General features: G+C 30.4%; 12 protein-coding genes. 6 read left to right on the top strand and 6 right to left on the bottom strand.

Translation table 11 applies throughout. The features are described from left to right. Window positions 1–128: 128 nt before the first annotated feature. Window positions 129–3,968 carry an ATP-binding protein gene (locus GFJ94_RS11330; protein ID WP_153201623.1) on the bottom strand — a complete coding sequence of 1,280 codons (3,840 nt, stop codon included), beginning with the start codon at window positions 3,966–3,968 and terminating at the stop codon, window positions 129–131. 92 nt (window positions 3,969–4,060) lie between these two features. Between GFJ94_RS11330 and GFJ94_RS11325 the strand changes: the two genes are divergently transcribed. Continuing rightward, a complete protein-coding gene (locus GFJ94_RS11325) occupies window positions 4,061–5,122 on the top strand; it encodes a formylglycine-generating enzyme family protein (RefSeq protein WP_153201622.1) in 1,062 nt (353 codons plus the stop codon). Between the two features lie 533 nt (window positions 5,123–5,655). Here GFJ94_RS11325 and GFJ94_RS11320 read toward each other — a convergent pair. After that, complete coding sequence (locus GFJ94_RS11320) at window positions 5,656–7,179, bottom strand: hypothetical protein (protein ID WP_153201621.1); 1,524 nt, start codon at window positions 7,177–7,179, stop codon at window positions 5,656–5,658. Between the two features lie 142 nt (window positions 7,180–7,321). On the opposite strand from GFJ94_RS11320, the gene GFJ94_RS11315 reads away from it, so the two are divergent. After that, window positions 7,322–9,127, top strand: coding sequence for a tetratricopeptide repeat protein (locus GFJ94_RS11315; RefSeq protein WP_153201620.1), 1,806 nt, complete (start codon window positions 7,322–7,324; stop codon window positions 9,125–9,127). A 12-nt stretch (window positions 9,128–9,139) separates the two neighbouring features. On the opposite strand, the gene GFJ94_RS11310 is transcribed toward GFJ94_RS11315, so the two are convergent. Continuing rightward, a complete protein-coding gene (locus GFJ94_RS11310; RefSeq protein ID WP_153201619.1) occupies window positions 9,140–10,945 on the bottom strand; it encodes a right-handed parallel beta-helix repeat-containing protein in 1,806 nt (601 codons plus the stop codon). A gap of 353 nt (window positions 10,946–11,298) precedes the next feature. Here GFJ94_RS11310 and GFJ94_RS11305 point away from each other — a divergent pair, with 353 nt between their 5' ends. The 3 genes from GFJ94_RS11305 (at window position 11,299) to GFJ94_RS11295 (ending at window position 17,998) form a co-directional block, all read left to right on the top strand. Next, complete coding sequence (locus GFJ94_RS11305) at window positions 11,299–16,245, top strand: LamG-like jellyroll fold domain-containing protein (RefSeq protein ID WP_153201618.1); 4,947 nt, start codon at window positions 11,299–11,301, stop codon at window positions 16,243–16,245. A 113-nt stretch (window positions 16,246–16,358) separates the two neighbouring features. After that, the gene (locus GFJ94_RS11300) at window positions 16,359–17,036 is read left to right on the top strand and encodes a prolyl oligopeptidase family serine peptidase (protein WP_153201617.1); all 678 of its coding nucleotides are present in this window, start codon (window positions 16,359–16,361) and stop codon (window positions 17,034–17,036) included. Between the two features lie 17 nt (window positions 17,037–17,053). Next, the gene (locus GFJ94_RS11295; RefSeq protein ID WP_153201616.1) at window positions 17,054–17,998 is read left to right on the top strand and encodes a tRNA-dihydrouridine synthase; all 945 of its coding nucleotides are present in this window, start codon (window positions 17,054–17,056) and stop codon (window positions 17,996–17,998) included. Window positions 17,999–18,114: 116 nt separating this feature from the next. On the opposite strand, the gene GFJ94_RS11290 is transcribed toward GFJ94_RS11295, so the two are convergent. Both GFJ94_RS11290 and hisS read right to left on the bottom strand, forming a co-directional pair. Further along, window positions 18,115–18,462 (bottom strand): hypothetical protein, encoded by a 348-nt coding sequence (locus tag GFJ94_RS11290; RefSeq protein WP_153201615.1) that lies wholly within the window; start codon window positions 18,460–18,462, stop codon window positions 18,115–18,117. Between the two features lie 218 nt (window positions 18,463–18,680). Further along, window positions 18,681–20,051, bottom strand: coding sequence for a histidine--tRNA ligase (hisS, locus tag GFJ94_RS11285; RefSeq protein ID WP_153201614.1), 1,371 nt, complete (start codon window positions 20,049–20,051; stop codon window positions 18,681–18,683). Between the two features lie 275 nt (window positions 20,052–20,326). On the opposite strand from hisS, the gene GFJ94_RS11280 reads away from it, so the two are divergent. Beyond that, the gene (locus GFJ94_RS11280) at window positions 20,327–21,568 is read left to right on the top strand and encodes an ABC transporter permease (protein WP_153201613.1); all 1,242 of its coding nucleotides are present in this window, start codon (window positions 20,327–20,329) and stop codon (window positions 21,566–21,568) included. Window positions 21,569–21,643: 75 nt separating this feature from the next. Here the strand turns inward: GFJ94_RS11280 and prmC are convergent, their stop codons facing one another. Further along, entirely contained in the window at window positions 21,644–22,525 is an 882-nt protein-coding gene (prmC, locus tag GFJ94_RS11275; RefSeq protein ID WP_153201612.1) for a peptide chain release factor N(5)-glutamine methyltransferase, read from the bottom strand. Window positions 22,526–22,527: the final 2 nt, after the last annotated feature.

The following is a 22,527-nucleotide window of genomic DNA, read 5'->3' as shown; positions in this document are numbered from 1 at the left end:
TCTTCTTTGAGAGAAATATAGTTTAGAAAACATCAAAAAAGGTATAATTATCATCAAGAAAACGTTTGAAATTACCTTCTGAATAGCAATTTGATATTAATTAGCTATTAAAATAATGTTATTAATAATTATTGATTTAGATTTTTGATATATTCTGAAGGAGATACACCAAAGGCCTTTTTGAAAGATGTACTAAAGTATTTTGGGTTTGAAAACCCAGAACTATAGGCAATTTCTTTGATATTAGAATTGCCTTCTATTAAAAGTTTTTTAGCATACTTTAATTTGGTATGTATTATAAAGTCTTGTGGTGACAAGTCTATTAAATTTTTCAGTTTCATATATAATGAAGTTCTACTCATTCCAACAACATTACATATATCTTGTAGAGAAAATGATTCATCTTTAATTTTTTCGAGAATTATGTTTTCTAATTTTATTAGGAATTCATTTTCGTTTTCGTTTTTGTTTTTACCAGCTATAGAAATATCATTTTGATGTATAAAATGTTCTCTAAGTTTTTCTTGCCATAAAAATGTACTTGTAATTTTAGCTAATAAAAATGCAATACTAATTGGCTTTTCAATGTATTCTGTTATACCAATTTCTGTACTCTCTTTTTTATGTATAGTATTATGTAAGGCTGTTAGCATAAAAATTGGAATATGATTTAAATTGATATCCTCTAATATTTTCTTACTGAATTGTAATCCATCCAGTACTGGCATCATAAAATCGGTTAAAATTAAATCAGGGAAAATTTTTGACGCTAAATCAAATCCTTCTTGTCCATTTTTAGCTTCATAAACCAAGAAATAATTTTCAAGTGTTCGCACAAGATAACTTCTTAATTCATCATTATCCTCAACTAATAATATTTTCTTATCGCTAAATTTTTGAATTTCTTCAGTGACTTCAAAATCAGTTGATTCAACTTTAATTATGGCACTTTCATTATATTTTTTTTCAAAATTAAATAAACTTATTTTAAAAGTGGTTCCATTCTCAGTACTCTTAAATGCAATTTTACCTTCCGTTTTATCTACAATTTGTTTTACAATCATTAACCCTAAACCTGAGCCTGAAAATTGATTATTGGCAACATTCTTAGCTCTAAAAAACTTAGTTAAGATATTTTTTTGAGCGCTTTTAGGAATTCCAATTCCAAAATCTTTAACTTTAATTCCTAATCTCCCTTTTTCTAATGTATTTAAAACAATTATAATTTCATTATTTTCATGCGAATACTTAATTGCATTAGAAATTAAATTAAATAATATTTTGGTTAAATATTCTTCATTGAAATAAAATATTTCGTTTTGGAAATTATTTTCGAAAGTTATTTTTAATTTTTTCTCATTAAGCAACGGTTTAAAATCTTGCATTAAATTAAATATAAAATCGTTTAATTTAATTTTAGAAATTTGAACATCGGAAGAATCAATACTAAATTTTTGAAAATTAAGCATTTGATTAATCAAATTATTGATTCGTTCGATACTAGATTTTACTCTTAAATTTTCTTCGGTATTTGCTTCTTCAATGGTGGAAAGTAAAATTGCCAATGGCGTTTTTATTTCGTGAGTTATATTATTAAAAAAATCTATTTGTTCTTCCTTATTTCTTTTAATCTCAAAAATTTTTACAATATTAATTAGGGCATAGATGGCCGCAACTAATAGAATAATGTAAATTAAATAAGCCAAAAAACTAGCATACCAAGGACTCGAAATATTAATAATTACCGTTTTAACTGGACCAAAATCACCTTGTTCATTAGTTGCTTTAACTTTAAAGATGTATTGACCTGAATTTAAATTGGTATAATTGGCGAAATTTTTTGAAGAAGGTTCTGACCAATTTTGATCAAATCCTTCTAACATATAAGAGTATTTAACTTTAGAAGAATATCCTTGTAATACACCTACAAACTTAAATCCAAAAGAATTTTGCTTGTAATAAAGGTCTATTTCTTGTACCTGATTAATATGCTTAGGTAAAATATCGGTATCTTTTACCACATCGTTGTCTATTAAAAAATCTTCAAAAACAACCTTAGGTAGAATTTTTCTGGGTTTTATTAATTTGGGATCAAAAATAGTGACTCCTTCAACTCCCCCAAAGGCAACCGAACCATTTTTTAATTTTAAAAAAGCACTATAATTAAACTCATTACTTGAAATACCATCGGTTTTATTGAAATTCTTTATGATTGTATCCGTTGGTGAAATCATTAAATTTGATAATCCTTTTGTTGTACTAATCCAATAAGAGTTTGCATCATACTTAATTACACCTTGTACAACATTTGAACTTAAATCATTGGATTTATCAATTTTAAAAACACTTTTTTTAGCTCCATCATAAAATAAAACACCCGAGCCATTTGTTCCTAAAATTATATTGTTATTATCTACAACAACTGTGTTTATGGTATTAAAGTTATATTTTAACCTTTCAGTATCAAAAATCTTGAATTTAAAATATTTTTTTTGTTTGTGATCTATTAAATGAACACCATTTCGACCAACGGCTAGGATTTTGTTTTGATACCAATTGATATCCCTTACATCGTTAATAGGATAATGAATTATTGTATTGTCATTTTGAATAACCGTTAAATTTCCTTCGATACCACCTAACCAAATATTTTCCTTCGCATCAATAAATACTTTAAAAATATTTTGAACACCCTTTGGGTGAAGTTTTGGATTATAAATGTTTTGAATTTGTCGGTTGGACTTATTAATCTTGTACAACCCATTATTATAACTCGCAGCAAAAACATAATCGTTTAGATAAGCTAATGAAAGGATGATTTCATCTTTTCCATTAAATAAATGGGTCCAATTATCTGAAGAAACATTAAAAATACTAATCCCATTTTTAGTACCAAACCAAATTTCATTTTTAATTTCTAAAATAGATCGTACCGTATTATTAGCTAGACTATTTGAATTATTAATTTGATGTTTAATAATGGTAAATAATTGCTTGTTTCTAGAATAATAGTTTACACCTCCTCCATAAGTAGCAATCCAAGTTATATCGTTAGTAAAAAAGATATCATAAACACCATTACTCGTTAGATTATTCTGTTTGTCATTATCAAAAAAATGATGCTTTTTTAATTTAAAATTAGCATCTGTTACAAAAATTCCAACACCATCTGTGGCAAAATAGTATTGATTGTCTTTACACTCAATATCTCTAATACGTAAACCCGAAAGCTTTTGAGATATCTGAAATTCGTTAAACGAAACATTTGATAAATCAGATTTATAGAGCTTTCCTATTTTAGTTCCAACAATAATTTTTGAATTTATAATTTTCAATACAGAAGCATCGGTAATTTTTCCATTTAATGGCTTGTTAACGATATTACCATTATTATAAGTCAACTTAAAAATCCCTAAAGTTGAAGTGTAATAAATAGCACCTTGGTAAGCAAAAAGGTTAAAAACCCTAATGTTTGGGACAATATTTTTCAACTTTTTATTTTGGTCACATAGCCATAAACCGTTATCGGAAGCAATCCAAATAGTGTTCTTATTGTCAAAGACTAATGCATTTGTTCGATCTATTTTCTTTCCTTCGTTTGGAATACTATCAAAAACATCTTTTTCATTATTGTATTTAGCAATTCCGTTAGTAGAGCCTATCCAAATAGAATTGTTTTTATCTCTTAAAACAGAATAAACACGATTACTTATACTTTTGGGAAGACCTTTGTTTGAGTCATACAAATAGGTCTCTTTTGAATTATATCGAATGATACCTTCTTCGGTAGCAAACCAAAGGTTTCCATCAATATCATCAGAAATACTATAAACAATACTTTGAATATCATTGTTTTCAAAGTTTAATTTTTCAAAAATAACAGACTCCTGACCCACTACTTTGTTGGAGTGAAAAGCAGTGATAAATAAAAAAAATAATATTAAATAGTAAGACGTCTTTTTCTTCAAAATTATTGGAATTTTAGTTGTAAAAATAAATAAACTTTCGGGAAATAGTACTATAATTTGAGTATTTTTGTAATTGAACTAAATTTACAACAATGCGATATTTATTTTACTTCTCTCTTGTATTATCCTTATTTTCTTGCAAAAACAATTCAAATGAAGAAATAATTACAACTTTTCCAAAAAACATAACAATACCTAAAGGCATGGTATGGATTCCAGGTAATACATTTACTATGGGAGCAAAAGACAACGATAATTTAGCGTTACCACATGAAAAACCAGCACATTCTGTTACAGTTGATGGTTTTTTTATGGATGAAACGGAAGTAACCAATGCCCAATTTAGAAAATTTATAGAAGCAACAGGTTATCTTACTACTGCTGAAAGACCAATTAATTGGGAAGAAATGAAAAAAACACTTCCTGAAGGAACTCCAAAACCTCACGATTCAATTTTGGCTCCAGGCTCGTTAGTTTTCTATGAAGAAATTAAAAGTGTCTCTGGTTTAAATAACTGGCAACAATGGTGGAAATGGACACTTGGCGCTAATTGGAGACATCCGTATGGACCAAATTCAAATATCAATGGGAAAGACAATTATCCGGTTGTTCATATTTCGTATGAAGATGCCTTAGCTTATTGTAAGTGGGCAAATAGAAAACTCCCATCTGAAGCTCAGTGGGAACTAGCAGCAATGGGGAACTTAAAAAATGCCATTTATACATGGGGAGACGATAAAAACAAATTAGACAAAAAAGCAAATACTTGGCAAGGCTCGTTTCCTATTCAAAATGCCAAAGTAGATGGATATAATTTATTGTCTCCGGTAAAATCATTTCAGCCTAATAGTTTAGGGTTATTTGAAATGTCGGGAAATGTATGGGAATATACTTCAGATTGGTATAATACAGATTACTATCAAGAGTTATTTAATACAGGAATAACAACTAAAAACCCAAATGGAGCCAGCACTTCAAAAAATCCTAATAATCCATACCAAGCCGAAAAAATAATTAAAGGAGGTTCGTTTTTATGCAACGAAAATTATTGTTCAAGCTTCAGAATTTCTGCCCGAATGGGCATGACAGAAGACTCAAGTTCAGACCATGTAGGTTTTAGAACAATAGCAACAATTGAAATGCTTCAAAAATAATCCACTAAAAATAAAAAAAGGTAGAATGAATATTCTACCTTTTTAAAAAAAATAATTGACTTAAACTACGATTACAAATAGTTTATAATCAACATCCACTAACAAAAAAATCTAACTTTTACTAATTATATTTAATTCTTACTTTATAACAAAAATATCTCTTAAGTGAAAAAGAAAATTTACTCCAAAAATTAATGTTATAATCATAATAAAATAATCATTTAATACCAAATTATAAAAAAAACTATTAACATTATTTTGAATAGAAAACAAAATTAATATTGTCAAAACAAAAAAAGTAAATAATAAATTTATCTTTTTTAAAAGAAAAACAAATACATCTAGCTTCATAATATCAAACTTTATTAATTATAAAACAAATTTATATCCTTTATATTCACAAAAAGTATAATTATCATCTAAATAAGTTTAAATACTATCTTAATAGTTTCATTTATATATTTCTAACAAATTAATTAAATATATAATTAAAACAACTTCGTTAAAATCATATAAATTTTAATTTTATATTATTAATTCCCAATTACAATCCAATTGGTGCCATCACTTTGAATGGTATATCTTTCATTTGCATTTAAGTTGGTAATGGTAGTATTAGTAACATCGTCAATAACACTTGCACCACCAGTTACTGTAATTGCTTTTGCTGTAATACCATTTGTTCCAATCAATACAAAAACTTTACCAGTTACGATTGTTGGATCTGGGAGCGAAATATCAGTAACAGCGTTGGCTACTCTAACAGTATACATAGAAGAGGTAACTGTAAAAGTTGCAGCAACAGAAGCATTATCAAAAGCTAATGTGCTACTTGATGAAGATGTCCAACTCACATTTCCAGCTCCGTCTGTAGTCATAACCTGTCCATTTGTTCCTCTAGACGCTGGAAGAATATATTCGTTACCTGCAGTAGTTCCAATTGACACTCTACCTAAAAAATAACCCGCATATCCAGATGCATTTGTTACATCAGAATACATCCCATAATGAGTACCTGCTAATCCATTTGGTATAAGGGCATAAAAACCATATTTATCCCCTGTCCCTGTAGACCCGGTTGAGTATTGAGAAACCGAACCATAAGTTGTACCAGATGATCGAATCGTAAACATATTATGCACGCCAAATATACCCTCGGTATGAGTTGATCCAGATGGTGTTAAAATGTCATTATAAACACCTTTAAGTATTCCTCTTCCTGTTGCTCTAAAATACAAATGATTATGTACACCTAAATGTTCAATAGAAGCATTTGTATTGGTACTACCTATTGTTGTTGCATTATATATCAATCTTACCGAACCTCCTGAAACGTTTTGAGTGTCGAAAATAGTATTTGAAATTCCAGTTTTCAATCCATTACCTAAACCACTTACAACATTCACAAAACCATACTGATGGCCATTTGATCCAGCTGTTAAACTTATATTTCTATTATAAAAACCAAAATTACTCCCTGTACAACTGTTTTCATATTTATTATTAATACCTACAAAATTAGACGTATTTGTGGGCTCATTACTGAAATAATATGTTGCAGTTCCAGTTGATGGGTTTGCAGACATAGGACCAAATTCCATTCTACCATTGCTTAAAATCCTAAGTCTATTTTGGTTATTTGTTCTAAAAAACATATCTTGAGCATCTGTTGTTCCAATAAAGTTTGTTCCTGGAGCAGCCCATGTACCAGGTAAAGTACCAGCATTACCTGTTAATGTCCAGTCATTAGATGCAGTAGGATTAATTCTTATCCAATTAGCAACACCATCCCAATAATAATAACCTGGGGTTAGATCCGATACAGTTGCTGTATTATAAACCAATTCTGACTCCACTAAAGTTTGAACTGTTGCGGCATCTGTAGTACTTGATAATGCGACTCTAGGAACCACCATACCATCATTTGCACTAGTAACTTCTAAAGCACCATTTGGTGTTGTTGTACCAATCCCTACTTGAGCAAGTAAAGCATACGAACTTAAAAATAAGAAAAGTAATAATTTTTGTTTCATGGCTAATTTAAATTTGGGTTTCATTTTTAACAAAGCAAAATTGCGAAATAATAAAACCCAACGTACCAAACATTAATACTATTTATATAACCTACAAATAAAAATCAATAACATTTCAATACTATTTCAATAACATTTTAGTATTTTTGCTGAAAAAGGACAGATTTTGAAAAATAAATTAATAATCATATTACTAGCACTTTACGGCAATTTTTGTTTTTCAAACAACATAAATGAGTTATTTGAAAAGCTAAAAAAATCGGAATCTACTGTTGAAAACAATAAATTAATCAAAGAAATAGAACAACTAAAACTTTCCGATTCATTGAAAGCCGAACTTTCGTTTTATAAAGCCAAAACTTTATACATGGAAAGTAAGTATAACGATGCTTTAATTTCTTTTAATAAAAGTTCAGATGCTTTTAAAAAATTAAATTATAAAAACAGAGTTTTAGAAAACAAGATTTTCATTAGTCAAATCTATCGTAGAAATGAAAAATACGATGAATCTTTAAAACTATTAGTTGAAATTGAGAAAGAAAAAGAATTTTTTAATGATAAATCAGAACTATATTTCTACCTAAGTGTCATTTATTTTGATTTTATCGAAATAAAAAAATCGTTAGAATTTGCAAATTTAGCACAAGAGGAAGCTTTAAAAAACAACAATAAAACTTCATTAGCTAAAGTTTACAATATGTTTTCGGTGGTTTATCATTTTAATAAAGATATCCCGAAAGCTTTAGAGTATTCCCAAAAATCATTAAAATTAGCAGTTGAACAAAAAAATTATCTTCAAACGATTTTAATGTTTAACAACATTGGTTATTTATATACAGAACAAGGCAAATATTCCGAATCATTAAAAACGTTAAGCAAAGCTCAAGACTATTTTAAATACACGAAAAACGATTATCTTTTCTATTTCAATGCTGTTTTAACTGCAAAAAACAAATACAAATTAGGCGATTATGACGAAGCTTTAAAATTAACGAATGACGTAATCATTCAAACCCAAGAATTAAAGCTTCATGAAGTCTTAGCTATTGCATATATCAATAAAGCTGACATTTTCAACTCAAAAAAGCAATATGCTGATGCTGAAAAGTTTTATAAAGATGCTTATGAATTAGGAAAAAGCAATAATAAAACGGATATCGTGGTGGAAGCATTAGATAAATTAATTGCCTTATCTAAAAAAACGAACCAACTCGCAAAAAACATAACATTTCTTAACTTAAAAATTGAGTTAAACGAGAAAATTTATAAATCCGAAAAAGAAAAAGAACTAAAAATAATTGATGTTAAGAATAATATTGCCAAATACGAATTAGAACTTCAAAATAAAAACAAGCAAATTGAATTACTAAACCTAAAAAGTACGCAGCAAAATTATCAATTTATAATGCTGTTGTTAGTGGTATTTGGTTTAAGTCTCTTTATTTACAGACAGAAAAAAATTAATCGCATAACAAAATCGAATGCAGAATACTTAGAAGAAATTAACAATTTAAAAGAAATTGCTTTAACAAAAAAAATAAACTTTTCGAGCAATCAAATAACCGAGTTTGCTATTCAAATTCAAGACCAAAACAAACATTTTCAAAACTTTAAAGATCGATTAGGTAAAGTAATTAAATCGATTGAAAATCAAGAAAATGTAAACGAAGTCAAGAAAATCATTTACGATATTAATAACGTAATTGAATTGAATAATGACAAGATTAAATTAAATACCGAAATTAGTAATGTAACTGATGACTTTTTATTCAAGCTTAAAGAACAATTTCCCGATTTGAATGAAAAAGAAATTCAGATATTAACTTATTTGCGAATGAATTATGAAACCAAGCAAATTGCTTCCATTTTATCAATCACCAATCAATCCGTAAATAATTATAGAGCTAGTATTCGTAAAAAATTAAATCTTTCAAAAACCGATAATTTAATTCAGTTTCTGAAAGATTTATAATCGGAAATTAAATTAGTTCTTGATTACCTTAAAGACGCGCTCCCCTATTGTAAGGATATAAATTCCGCTTGTTAAAGTGGATACATCTACATGCAATTCATTATTATGTTGGGTATCCATTTCAATTACTTTTTCACCTAACAAAGTAAACAAGTATAACGTATTCGAAAACCCATCTAAACCATCAATTATAAGCCTATTGGAAGCCGGATTTGGATAAACACGCAACGAGCTACTATTGAATCCTACAGTTCCTAACACTTCGTCGTATTCAATTGCTCCTATATCTGGATTAGCGTCTCTTACAACTAAAAAATAATCTTCTAATGGGGCATACAAAGCATTGGCAGCATCAATGGCAGGCGAACCTGTTGTTAAAGAAAAATCATTAACTAAGGCATTTGTAAATTGAGGATCAACATCGGTAAACCCGCCAGGAAAATCATTGTTTGTACTTCCAAAAACGATATTATTTAACACCGTATTTCCTGAACAATTTTGCCCCTCTGAAAGCGCTTTTAAAGATGGGGTAAATCCAGAATGAACCACCGCTATATTGTTAATAATTTTATTATTATTACTAACTTGAATACTAATTCCTGCATTAACACCACCGCTCAAATCATAATTGTAAACATCAGTATGCGAATTATAAGCAACCGTATTATTATAAATTTCAGCATTATCCACATCGTTACAATGAATACCACTTTTGCCATTATCATAACAAATATTATTCTCTACCCGAATTTTTCCATTGAACCCATTATAGGTAGTTCCGCTTCGCAACAAGGCAATGCCTTTACCTTCGTCAATAGAAGTTGTGCAGATGGTTTTGCTTTGTACCCATGAATACAATTCGTTATAATTGCTATATACCAAATTTCCTTTAATCAATATCTTTTGAACATTGTTGTTGGTTCCTGAATCTGCAGTTAATCCTTCGATAACAAAACCGTGTGTTCCTACAGAAGCTCTTAAACTATTATGATGAACGCTATTCCCTATTAAATTCACATAATCTGAACCCGTAACCCTTATACCTCCTCCAGGAAAATGATGTACTTCACAACTTAAAATTTCAACATTATTAGAAAGATTTACTAAAACACCTTTACCATCAAATATATTAGGTCGTTGTACATTTAATCCACTAATGTCCGGAAGCCCTGAATAAGTAATGTGACTGGTAAGTACATTGGGTGGAATATCCGAACAACTCCCCAAAGCATAAGCTGTACAAATATCTTGCTTTCGGTCGCCATAAACCCAATTTCCACCGGAATCATAACGATAGGTCCCCCAATACATCCAAGCCAATTGCAATGGTATTCTTTCTGTAACTCCTACCATTTCTATATCTCGAACGCTTACATAAGTACAATTTCTTATATTTAATGCTATATCACCATCGCATTCAAAAATAACATTTTCGGTTGCATATGGTTGAATCGCAATCCAAGCATCAGCCGTACCATTTATGTTATTTAATCGAACAACACTGCCATTATTCCCAACATCTTTCCAAATAATATCTCCAATATTTTCAGGATCATATTGAGCTGTCGTTAAATTTGAAAAGGTTGTAAAAGTAGAATTTCTGTAAATTCCACCACGTATATTGATGTTTACACTAGTAGTGGGATTGCTTTGAATAAAATTATTTGCTACTGTTGCCGCTTTTTCAACAGTTGCATATGGATTGGCTAAAGTGCCATTTCCCGATGTATCATTTCCTGTCAAAGAAACAAAATACTCTTGCTGAGCATGAGTCAGCAAACCGACAAATACAAATAATAACAAGGTTACTTTTTTCATAAAAATTTGGGTTTATCAAAAATACTCTTCTTCACTTGACATATAGTTCATTCATCGTCAATAATAGTCATTTTATCGTTATTTTATAATTGTAAACAATTAAAAAAGCAATTTAAAGTAAAATTTAACAAGTGTTTAAACACATTAATATAATTGAATTTTTCAACTCCAACTTGATTATTAATAAAAAGGTTACAAAAAATTTACATTAATTTAACATTTTGATTAAAAAATAAAAAAAATAAAACTCAGAAGGATTAATTTGTTATGAAAATACTATGCGTGCATTATTTTTTTTTTTCAAAAAATTAAATAAATAACTTTAAGAAATCAAATTCATAAACCCTACTATTATGAAAAACAACATTACTTCATTCAAAAAAAACTACATCGTTTGCGTAATTATTTTATTATTCTCTTGTAGTTATTCTTATAGCCAAGCTATAATTGCAAATCAAGGTTTTGATAGTTCTGTTCAAGATGACTGGAACTATGTAAATACTTTAAATACTGGTTATGTTGATATTGTTAATACTTTTTCGGCATCCACTCCTAATTCCTTAAGGTTTAGAGGTTCTAACGGTTCAGGTTCAGGCCCATCAAACAATGACCCAGAAACCACTTTTAATAATTTAGATTTAACTGGTTACACTAATAATTTTTTGAGTATAAATTTCTCCTCTGATGGAAGTCCTGATGATAATGATGATTTATACTTAGATTATTCATACAATAATGGTGTGAGTTACACTACGGTTAAATTAATTGATGGAAGAGCATACACTCCAGATAATTTACCTTTTACTCATGCTCCAGTTGCTGGAATTTCTGTAGGCTCTCATTATATCTTAAATATTCCAAATGGAAATACTCAAATTAAAATTAGAATTCGATTTGATGAAAGGGATAACACCTCAAATACATCAGATTATTATTTTATTGATAATGTAAAAGTTTATGGAACAAAAGTTGGGACTTCATTAACTGTTGAAGGCTTAAACAATGTAACTGTTCCACATAATTCACTATCAAATGATTTTAATGGAACTAACTTTAACGAAACTCAAGTATTAGTAGAACCTGTTGACAAAACATTTACTATTAAAAATATAGGAACAAATACAATTAATCTAACTGGAGCTCCTCTCGTTAATATTATTGGTAGTCCAGATTTTACAGTAATTACAATGCCTACAACACCTATTAATTCACCAGGAAATACAACCTTTCAAATTAGATTTAATCCTTCATCAATTGGAACCAAGACTGCAACAGTTTCAATAGCTAGTAATGATAGCGATGAAAACCCTTACCTTTTTGAAATTAAAGGAATTGGAATTGAAGCTTTTTTTGATAGTGATGGTGATGGCATAACCGACAATATTGATATTGATGATGATAATGATGGTTTAATTGATGTAACAGAAGAACAAAACTGCGTCAATTCAAATGGTCCAAAAGTAAATTATAAATTTCTTAATGAAACGTTTGGTTCTGGAGGTAGAACAACAATTAATACTACTTATGATGCTTTTACTTCATATTGTTTTGAAGATGGAAGTGTAGGTGAGCCATATAATCCTCAATGCCCAGATTTATATTCACCTGATTTAAATGATGGTAAATATACTGTAGGTCAGTCCGCTCAAATTGCTTCTTGGGCTGCAACACAGTGGTATGCAGGACCAGACCATACAGGAAATCCAAACGGAAGAATGGCAATTTTTAATGCGTCCTATTCTCCAGGTATTTTTTATACTGCTACTATTACAGGTGCCTTACCTACCTTACCTATTACTTATAGCTTTTGGGTAATTAATTTAATGAAAACCACCGCAAATAATATTGCAGCACATATTAAACCAAATATCCGTGTAGAATTTAGAGATATGAACGATAACTTAATCACTTCAATTGTTACAGGTGATGTTGAAGTTACAAATGCAGCGAACCCTTTAGGAGATTGGTATCAGTTCACTTCAAATGTTAGTTTAAACACAAGTGCTTTCAAAGTTATTTTTATTAATAATAATCCTGGTGGTTTAGGAAATGATTTAGCCATTGATGATATCATAATTTCTCAAACCTTGTGCGATATAGATAATGATGGTGTTGCTGATATTTATGATTTAGATTCTGATAATGATGGAATTCCAGATATTGTTGAAAATGGATTAGGAAATTTAAGTAATGGTGAAGCAAAAATGAACACCGCATCTTGGGTTGATGCTAACTCAAATGGCCTTCACGATAGTGCAGAATCTTTGGGCGGAACATTAGATTTTGATGGTGATGGTATTCCAAATTATATTGATCTAGATAGCGACAATGATACATTTTTTGATGTAGATGAATCTTGGGCTAATAATATAAATGCTTATACAGGTTATGAAAATGGAGACGGTGATATAACTGGTGATGGTGTTGGCGATGGTCCTGAAACTGAAACTTTCAGATTAAAAGACACTAATGGTGATGGAGTTAATGAAGGATTTGGAGATGGAATTTTAGATATTTATGATTACAATTTTAACTTTTATGGAAATCTTAATCAAGGTAGTAACATTGCTCCTTTCAATAATTATGTAAAAGATACTGATGGTGATGGTGCTCCTGATTATTTAGATGTTACATCAAATGGCATTAACTATGACATTAGTTTAGGTCTTTATGCTAATTTAGATTCAAATAATGATGGAATTATTGATGATAATACAGATACGGATAGTGATGGAATTGTCGATTTATTTGATACAAACGATGCTTTATTTGGTTCTCCAAGAGATTTAGAGCGTAAATTATTAATTGATTTTGATGGTCGAAATGATTATGCTACCGATAGTAATTTAACAAACAATTTAAATAATGCTAGTCTAATGGCTTGGATAAATATTAATAATTTGTTAATCGATGAAGCAGTTATAGTAGGCCAAAATAATTTTCAATTAAAAATAAACACTTCTAAAAATCTTCAAGCTATTGTTAAAAACACTACACTTACTTCTCCTACAGTTTTAAATTCATCTCAATGGATTCATGTGGCTGTAACTTACAATGTTGGCACAAGCGAAGCTAATTTATTTATAAACGGAAACATTGTAGCAACTACATCGGTTTCTGGAGGATTAGGTTCAGATATGAGTGTTTTTACAATCGCAAAAAACCCTATAAGTGATACAAATTTTTTTAAAGGAAAAATTGATGAAGTTCGATTATTTAATACAGCTTTAAGTATAGACGAGCTCAGAAAAATGATATATCAAGAAATTAAAGATAATGCTGGAGTAGTTGCTGGTGAAATTATTCCTAAAGAAATAACAAGTTTACCATGGACAAATTTAATGTGTTATTTTAGAATGGATAATTACAAAAATGATATTATAGATAATCATACTTCTGCAACTATAGATGTTGGAGCGGGCGCTAAAATATTCAATGTAAAAACTATTAATATACAACAAGCTCCTATGCCTTTCATTACAGAACAAACGGGTAATTTTGCAGTTGCAACTAATTCAATTTCAAAACAAATTAGAGGTTTAGATGCTTCAGAAAATGATTGGTCTATTATTCAAGTAAATCATAACATTATTTCTTATACTAATCATATAGATTTAGGCCTTTTTGTTGCTCCTGGAGTTTTAATAGAAATGAATAATCATACAAAAATTCAAAACGATTGGTATTTAAAATTAGATGGCACCATAGATTTACAAGGAAGATCTCAATTGATTCAAACAATTGAAAGTGATTTAGATCCTTTAAGTATAGGTAAAGTTGAAAGAGATCAACAAGGAACTGGTAATTTGTTCAATTACAACTATTGGTCATCACCCGTAAGTTCTGAAAACACAACAACACTTAACAATGGTGGCTATTCATTGACAAACATATTGAAAGATGGAACGAATCCAATAAATCCACAAACTATAACTTGGATTGGAGGGTATAATGGAAATAATTCTCCTGTTCAAATTGCAAGATACTGGCTGTATAAATTTACAAACCTTACAAATGAATATGCAAATTGGCAACAAATAAATGAAAACAGCATTATTATGGCTGGACAAGGTTACACGATGAAAGGCACTGGTATAGCTGCACCAAGTTCAATAAACAATCAAAACTATGTATTTGTTGGTAAACCAAACAATGGAATAATTAACCACTCTGGTTTACAAGTAATAGCCAATAATTTGAACTTAATTGGAAATCCATATCCTTCTGCAATTGATGCAAATTCATTAATATTAGACAATTTAACTTCTACAAACGGATCAATTTATTTTTGGGAACATGCTGTTAATAATAACACACATAACTTATCTGGATATACTGGAGGCTATGCAATTAGAAATTTAGTTGGAGGTGTGGCTCCTATAGCTCCAGAACTTATAAGCGGAGTTGGCAATAGCTCAAAAGTACCGGGTCGTTTTATTCCTGTTGCACAGGGTTTTTATATGAAAGGAAATAACACCGGTGGACAAATCACATTTAACAATAGTCAAAGAATTTTTATAAAAGAAGATAATATTAACTCTAATGAACTTTTTAAAAATGACTCTAATGAACAAAACTTAGATAATTCAGAAGATCCATATTATGTTAATAACGAACATGCTACAATTAGAATTGGATTTAAAGGAAACTCAAATTTAAAAAGAGAATTATTAGTTGGTTTTATGAATGAAAATGCAAATTTTGATATTAATCCGGGCTATGATGCAAATATTATTGATATTCAACCAACTGATTTTTATTTTGAAACTAACAATTCAAAATTAGCCATTCAAGGTTTGGGTTATTATAACAACAACATGATGATTCCTTTAACTTTTAATATTGCTAACCAAGGAAATTATCAAATTAAAGTTATGGAAACAGAAAATTTTGTTGATAGATACAACATTCATTTATTTGATAGTTTAAATAATCTATATTACAATATTTCTGAAGAAACTCAAATAATTGAATTAAACCCTGGAGAAATAAAAAATAGATTTTTTATCGTGTTTAATAACGAAAATGTATATGAAAAAGAAGAATTAACAGTTAATCAATCTGTTATTTTTTATAATAACAATAAACAACTTATTACTATTATAAACAATGATGATATAGCTATAAATCAGGTTACAATTTTTAGTATTAACGGACAATTAATTAATACTTGGAATACACTAAATGATAACCAAAAAAATATTGAGTTAAATACAAAAAAACTTTCAACAGGAGTATATTTAATCCAGACAAAGAAAACAAATGGTACTGTCAATAGTCAAAAAATTGTAGTTAAATAAAATATCCTTCTCAAATAATTTTACATCGACAAAATAAATAATATTTTTTTGTCGATGTTTTATTTGTATTTAATTTGCTCAATATCTTAATTTTGTAAATAAATTATGTCTTTATGAAAAAAATCATATACCTTACACTCCTAATTAATTATTTCTCAGCATATTCTCAACTAAAAACTATAACCGATAAAACCACATACCCATTTTGGATTAATGTTCCCGAAAAGGAAAGTACCGAAAAGCAACCCATTTTAATTTTTCTTCACGGAAAAAGTCTTTCTGGAACCGATTTGAATCGTGTGAGAAGATATGGTGTGCTTCGTGCAATAGACAAAGGAAGAAAAATTCCTGCTATTGTTGTAGCGCCACAATTAGCAAATGGAAGTTGGAATCCAGATAAAGTATTGGAAGTTTTAGAATATATAAAGAAAAACTACAACGTAGACGAATCCCGAATTTATGTTTGCGGTATGAGTTTAGGCGGGTATGGAACCTTGCATTTTGCAGGTAAACACGCCGATAAAATTACTGCCGCAGTTGCAATTTGTGGTGGCGGAAATGTAAGTGATGGTTGCAAATTAGGCACAATTCCGCTTTGGATTCAGCATGGTGATAAAGATTACATTGTTCCAGTTTCTGAATCACAGAAAGTTGTAAATGCAATTAGAAAATGTAATGAAAAAGCAAAACTAATTTTTACCATTATAAAAGGCGGAAATCACGGAAGTGTGGAAAATATTTTTCATCAAGATGCTATGTATAATTGGTTATTTGAACAAAAAAGAGAATAATCTATTACCTTTGCCTCATGAGCATTACCTTATTATCTTCCCCTCTACAAGGATTTACCGATTTTAGATTTAGAAACGCTTTTCACAAACACTTTGGTGTCATCGATACATTTTATTCGCCATACATCAAATTAAATGGAAAATTGGCAGTAAAAGGTTCGTACGAACGTGATATTCTTCCTGAAAACAACAGTACTTTAGAAGTTATTCCGCAGATTATAACCAATGATGCCGAAGAATTTTTATTCGTTGCGAAATATGTACAACAATTTGGATATAAAGAATTGAATTGGAACTTAGGTTGTCCTTATCCAATGGTGGCAAAATGCGGTATGGGTTCTGGATTGATTAAAAATACGGACCAAATTGAACATATTTTAAAACGTGTTCATAACGAAACGGATATTATCGTTTCAATGAAAATGCGAATGGGTTATGAAAATGCAAGCGAAATTTTAGATGTTTTCCCAATTTTAGAACAATATCCTATTAAAAATATTGCGATTCATGCCCGAATTGGAAAACAATTATACAAAGGTGGTGTCGATTTAGATTCGTTTCAAAAATGTTTAGACACATCAAAACAGAAGATTTATTATAACGGAGATATAACTTCGGTAGCAAAATTTAACGAATTACAAGAACGTTTCCCTTCTATTGATCATTGGATGATAGGAAGAGGCTTAATTGCCGATCCATTTTTACCTTCGATGATTAAAAATAACACTACAGAATATCCGAAAAATAGATTGGAAATTTTTGAAGCTTTTCATGATGAAATTTATCAAGAATATGATGCTTATCTATCTGGTCCAACGCCAATTCGCATGAAAATGTTAGGTTTTTGGGAATACTTTTCGGAATCATTTTCCAACCCTCAAAAGACTTTTAAAAAGATTAAAAAAGCGGGAAATAGCAAGAATTATGAAGCGGCTGTTAAGGAAATTTTTAAAAACGGTTAAGCAAGGGCAAAATCAACTTCAAAATCAACTTCAAATTCAAGTTCAAGTTCAAGTTCAAAATTAAAATCAAGTAGAATTTCAATAAGTAAATCGCTCTGTGAATCTCTGTGTAAAAACTATACTTTAAACTTATCTCCTAATTTCTTTCCAATCAAATAAGCGATTCCAATTCCTATAATTAAAATCCAAAGGTTCATGAAAATATAAAACGTGTACGCTAATGGATTTTCACTTGAATTGAAGCAATAACTCTCAATCAAAAAACAAAATTGGGTAGTTTCTTTAGAAAATTGAGACAACGCAAAACTCATCAAAAAAGTAATTCCGATAGCCGACAAAACATAAATCACGTTTTTATTCATCGGTTTTTTGCCTGTTGGTTCAAACACGTTTCGTTCTGCTTCAGTACGTTTATTGTTCTGAAGGGACCAAATTACTTTTTTAGCTTCGTCGTCTACATTCATATCAAAAATCAATTACAAATTCAATTACAAGTTCAAAATTCAATTACAAGTTCAAAATTCAATTACAAGTTCAAGGGCAAAATCAAGCTCATGTAAGTGAAACGCTCTGTGTATCTCTTTTCAACACAATCAAAGTCAAAAAAACTCGGCGAATCTCTGTGTAAAAAGAGACGCATTTCAGCGTGACAAGTTTACGTGTAGCAAAGTTCGGCTTTTAATTATTGTAATAACGTAACTAATGTTGCAAAGTCTACTTTTTGTTGCTCGCCAGTAGCTAAGTTTTTCAAGCCAAATTCTTCTCGCTCTATTTCCGATTCCCCTACAATTACGGCAAATGGAATACCTCTTCTATCGGCGTGTTTGAATTGTTTATCGATTTTTGATTTATCTGGATATAATTCGACTTTGATTCCTTTTTGACGTAATTTTCCGATGGCTTTCATCGAATACAATGCTTCTTTATCTCCAAAGTTTAAAAACAAGGCTTTTGATGTTGCTAAAACGGCTTCTGGAAATAAACCTACTTCTTCCATTACCAAAGCAATTCGGTCTAAACCAAATGAAATTCCAACACCAGACATGTTTTTCAATCCGAAAATCCCCGTCAAGTCATCATAACGACCACCGCCACCAATCGAACCCATAGCAACACCTTTTGGCGCAGCGACTTCAAAAATGGCGCCAGTATAATAATTTAAACCTCGCGCTAATGTAACATCTAAATCCAAGAAAGCGGTTTGCAAACCTAAAGTCGTAACGTTATCACAAATAAATTGCAATTCGTTTACACCTTTCATTCCTTCTTCTGAATTCGCTAATAAATTAGCTAATTTTTCTATTTTTTCGTTGATAGTTCCTGTGAAATTGAACAACGGTTGTACTATTTCTATCGCCGTTTCCGAAATGCCTTTTTCTAACATTTCTTTTTTCACTCCGTCCTCTCCTATTTTATCTAATTTATCTAAAGCTACCGTAAAATCAATCAATTTATCCGAAGCACCAATCACCTCAGCAATTCCAGATAGTATTTTTCGATTGTTAATTTTAATGGTAACGCCACCTAAACCTAACTGACTAAAAACCGAGTCATACAATTGCACCAACTCCACTTCTTGCCAAAGCGAATTCGAACCCACCACATCGGCATCACACTGATAAAACTCTCTAAAACGTCCTTTTTGAGGTCTATCAGCACGCCAAACCGGTTGAATTTGATAACGTTTAAACGGAAACTCAATTTCGTTTTGATGTTGCACAACATAACGCGCAAAAGGAACGGTTAGGTCATAACGAAGTGCTTTTTCTGAAATATGACTAGTCAATTTTAAACTATCTCTATTTTCCAATAAAGTTGCATCCGCTTTAGCCAAATAATCCCCCGAATTCAAAATTTTAAAAATCAATCGATCGCCTTCTTCACCATATTTTCCCATCAAGGTTTCGGAATTTTCAAACGAAGGTGTTTCAATAGGTTGAAAGCCAAATTTCTCAAAATTGGTTTTTATCGTACTGAAAATATAATTGCGTTTCGCCACTTCTGCTGGTGAAAAATCTCGGGTTCCTTTTGGTATGCTTGGTTTTTGTGCCATGATTCGATTTGAAAATTTGATGATTTGAAAATTTGAAAATCTTTATCGTTTTTCTAATTTCATTGCAAATATCGAACATATTCGGCAGTTTAAAAAATCTATTTTGGTACCAATAGATTTTATTTCTGTCATTTCGACGCAGGAGAAATCACATTATCTGAATTCCATTATGAGATTTCTCCTGCGTCGAAATGACAAAGTAGCGAAAACAAGTATGTGTTTAAAAAAATCACTACAAAATTGTAACATTCAAACAACTTTTTAGTCTTATAGTCATGGTAGGATTATTTAAAGAAAATACAAAAATTGCGCTTGATTCTATTAAAGGTCAGGCTTTGCGTACTTCATTAACGGTAATGATTATTGCTATTGGAATCACGGCTTTAGTTGGAATTCTAACGGTAGTTTCGGCTTTAGAAAACACCATTTTGAAGGATTTTGCTTCTATGGGAGCGAATACTTTTTCGATAAGTCAATACGATTTTTCTTCTGAAATTAATCAAAACGATACAGAACAACGCGTAAATCCTATCATCAGTTATCCAGAAGCAAAGGCTTTTCAAGATAAATTTAATTTCCCATTTACTTCCACTTCACTTTCATTTACTGCGGGTTCAGCAATAGAAGTAAAATATGGTGAAAAGAAAACCGACCCAGAAATTTCGGTTGTGGGTGTGGATGAAAATTTTTGTCCAAACAAAGGTTTAGAAGTTGTTAAAGGTCGAAATATGAACTCATTTGATATTTCTAACAATAATTACGTTAGTATTTTAGGCTCAGATTTTGAAAAAGGTTTGTTTGCTAATTTGAATCCTATTGATAAAATTATTTCGATTCGAGGTGCAAAATTTAAAGTAATTGGTGTTTTAAAAGAGAAAGGTTCTACTTTCGGAAATAGTCAAGATTTACGTGTTTTAATTCCAACACAGGTGGCTCGATCGTTATTCTCGGCACCCAATATCAACTACGATTTAGACGTAATGGTTACTAATGAAGCGCTTTTAGACGAAGCGGTTGACGATGCCATTATCACGATGCGAAGAGTCAGAAAACTAAGTCCCGTAGAAAAAGAAAATTTCGGAATTGAACGTAGTGATGATTTAATTCAAACCTTACTTTCTAACACAGCAGTTTTAGGAATTTCGGCTTGGGTAATCGGAATTATTACGGTTTTTGGTTCGTCGATTGCATTAATGAACATCATGTTGGTTTCCGTTTCCGAACGCACACGTGAAATTGGTGTTAGAAAATCGCTTGGAGCTAAAAGAAGCACAATTGCATGGCAGTTTTTTACTGAAACATTAGTAATTGGTCAATTAGGTGGATTGGTTGGAATTTTATTAGGAATCCTGATTGGTTTTGCCATTGCATCTGCCATTGGTTTTGACTTTGTAATTCCGTGGATGGCGATTATTGCGGCTTTTATTACGACTTTTATTGTAACCATTGTTTCAGGATTATATCCTGCCATAAAAGCTTCGAAATTAGACCCTGTAGAAGCATTGCGTTACGAATAAACTTAAACGCAAAGGACACAAAGAAGACACTAAGAACACAAGGATATTTTCTTTGTGAAACTTTGTGCTACAAACCTAAATCGAACACTTAATCATTCGATCATTACCGTAAATATCTTTTTTCAATTCGATATTTTTGAAACCTAGATTCTCAAGTAATTCTACTGTTTCTTTTCCTAAATATTGATTGATTTCGAAGAATAATAATCCGTTTGGAGACAAGTTTTTTAACGCCAATTGCGCAATTTTTCTGTAAAAAAGCCAAGCATCCGTATCTTCTACAAACAAAGCTAAATGCGGTTCGTAGTCCAAAACATTTTTCTTGATTTCTTGCTTTTCTAAATTGCGAACGTAGGGCGGATTGGAGACGATAATATTGTAGGATGATGGGTGATGGATGATGGGTGATGGAAGTTGAGATAAATCTTCAACTTCTAAAATGTTAGCTTGAATGAAATTAATGTCAACTTTATTTGAAACTGCATTTCTTTTAGCAACTTCTATCGCTTGTTCCGAAACATCAATTGCTGAAACATTGGCTTGTGGTAAATTTGCTTTTAATGAAATTGGAATACAACCAGAACCCGTTCCAATGTCTAAAATGGTGATGGGTGATGGATGTTGGGTGGTGGCTGAATTTAAAACCCATTCAACAAGTTCCTCTGTTTCCGGCCGTGGAATTAAAGTGTTTTCATTGACTTCAAATTGCAAGCCGTAAAACCAAGCTTCACCCGTTATGTATTGAATTGGTTTTTCTTGTTGTAAATCCACTAAAATATCATTCCATTTTTGAACTTCTTCTTCTGAAATCTCAAAATTCGGATTCAAAGCCACATCTACTCGCTTCGAATTATGTAAATATTCGGTGAGGATGAAAAAGAAACTCTCGATTTCTTGTTCGTCTTGAATGTTTTTCAGTGATTCGAAAAAGTGGGTTTTGTATTGTTTTAGTAGCATAA

Source organism: Flavobacterium sp. LMO8 (assembly GCF_009495755.1).
Classification (GTDB): Bacteria; Bacteroidota; Bacteroidia; order Flavobacteriales; family Flavobacteriaceae; genus Flavobacterium.
This window is presented reverse-complemented; position numbering and strand designations above follow the sequence as displayed.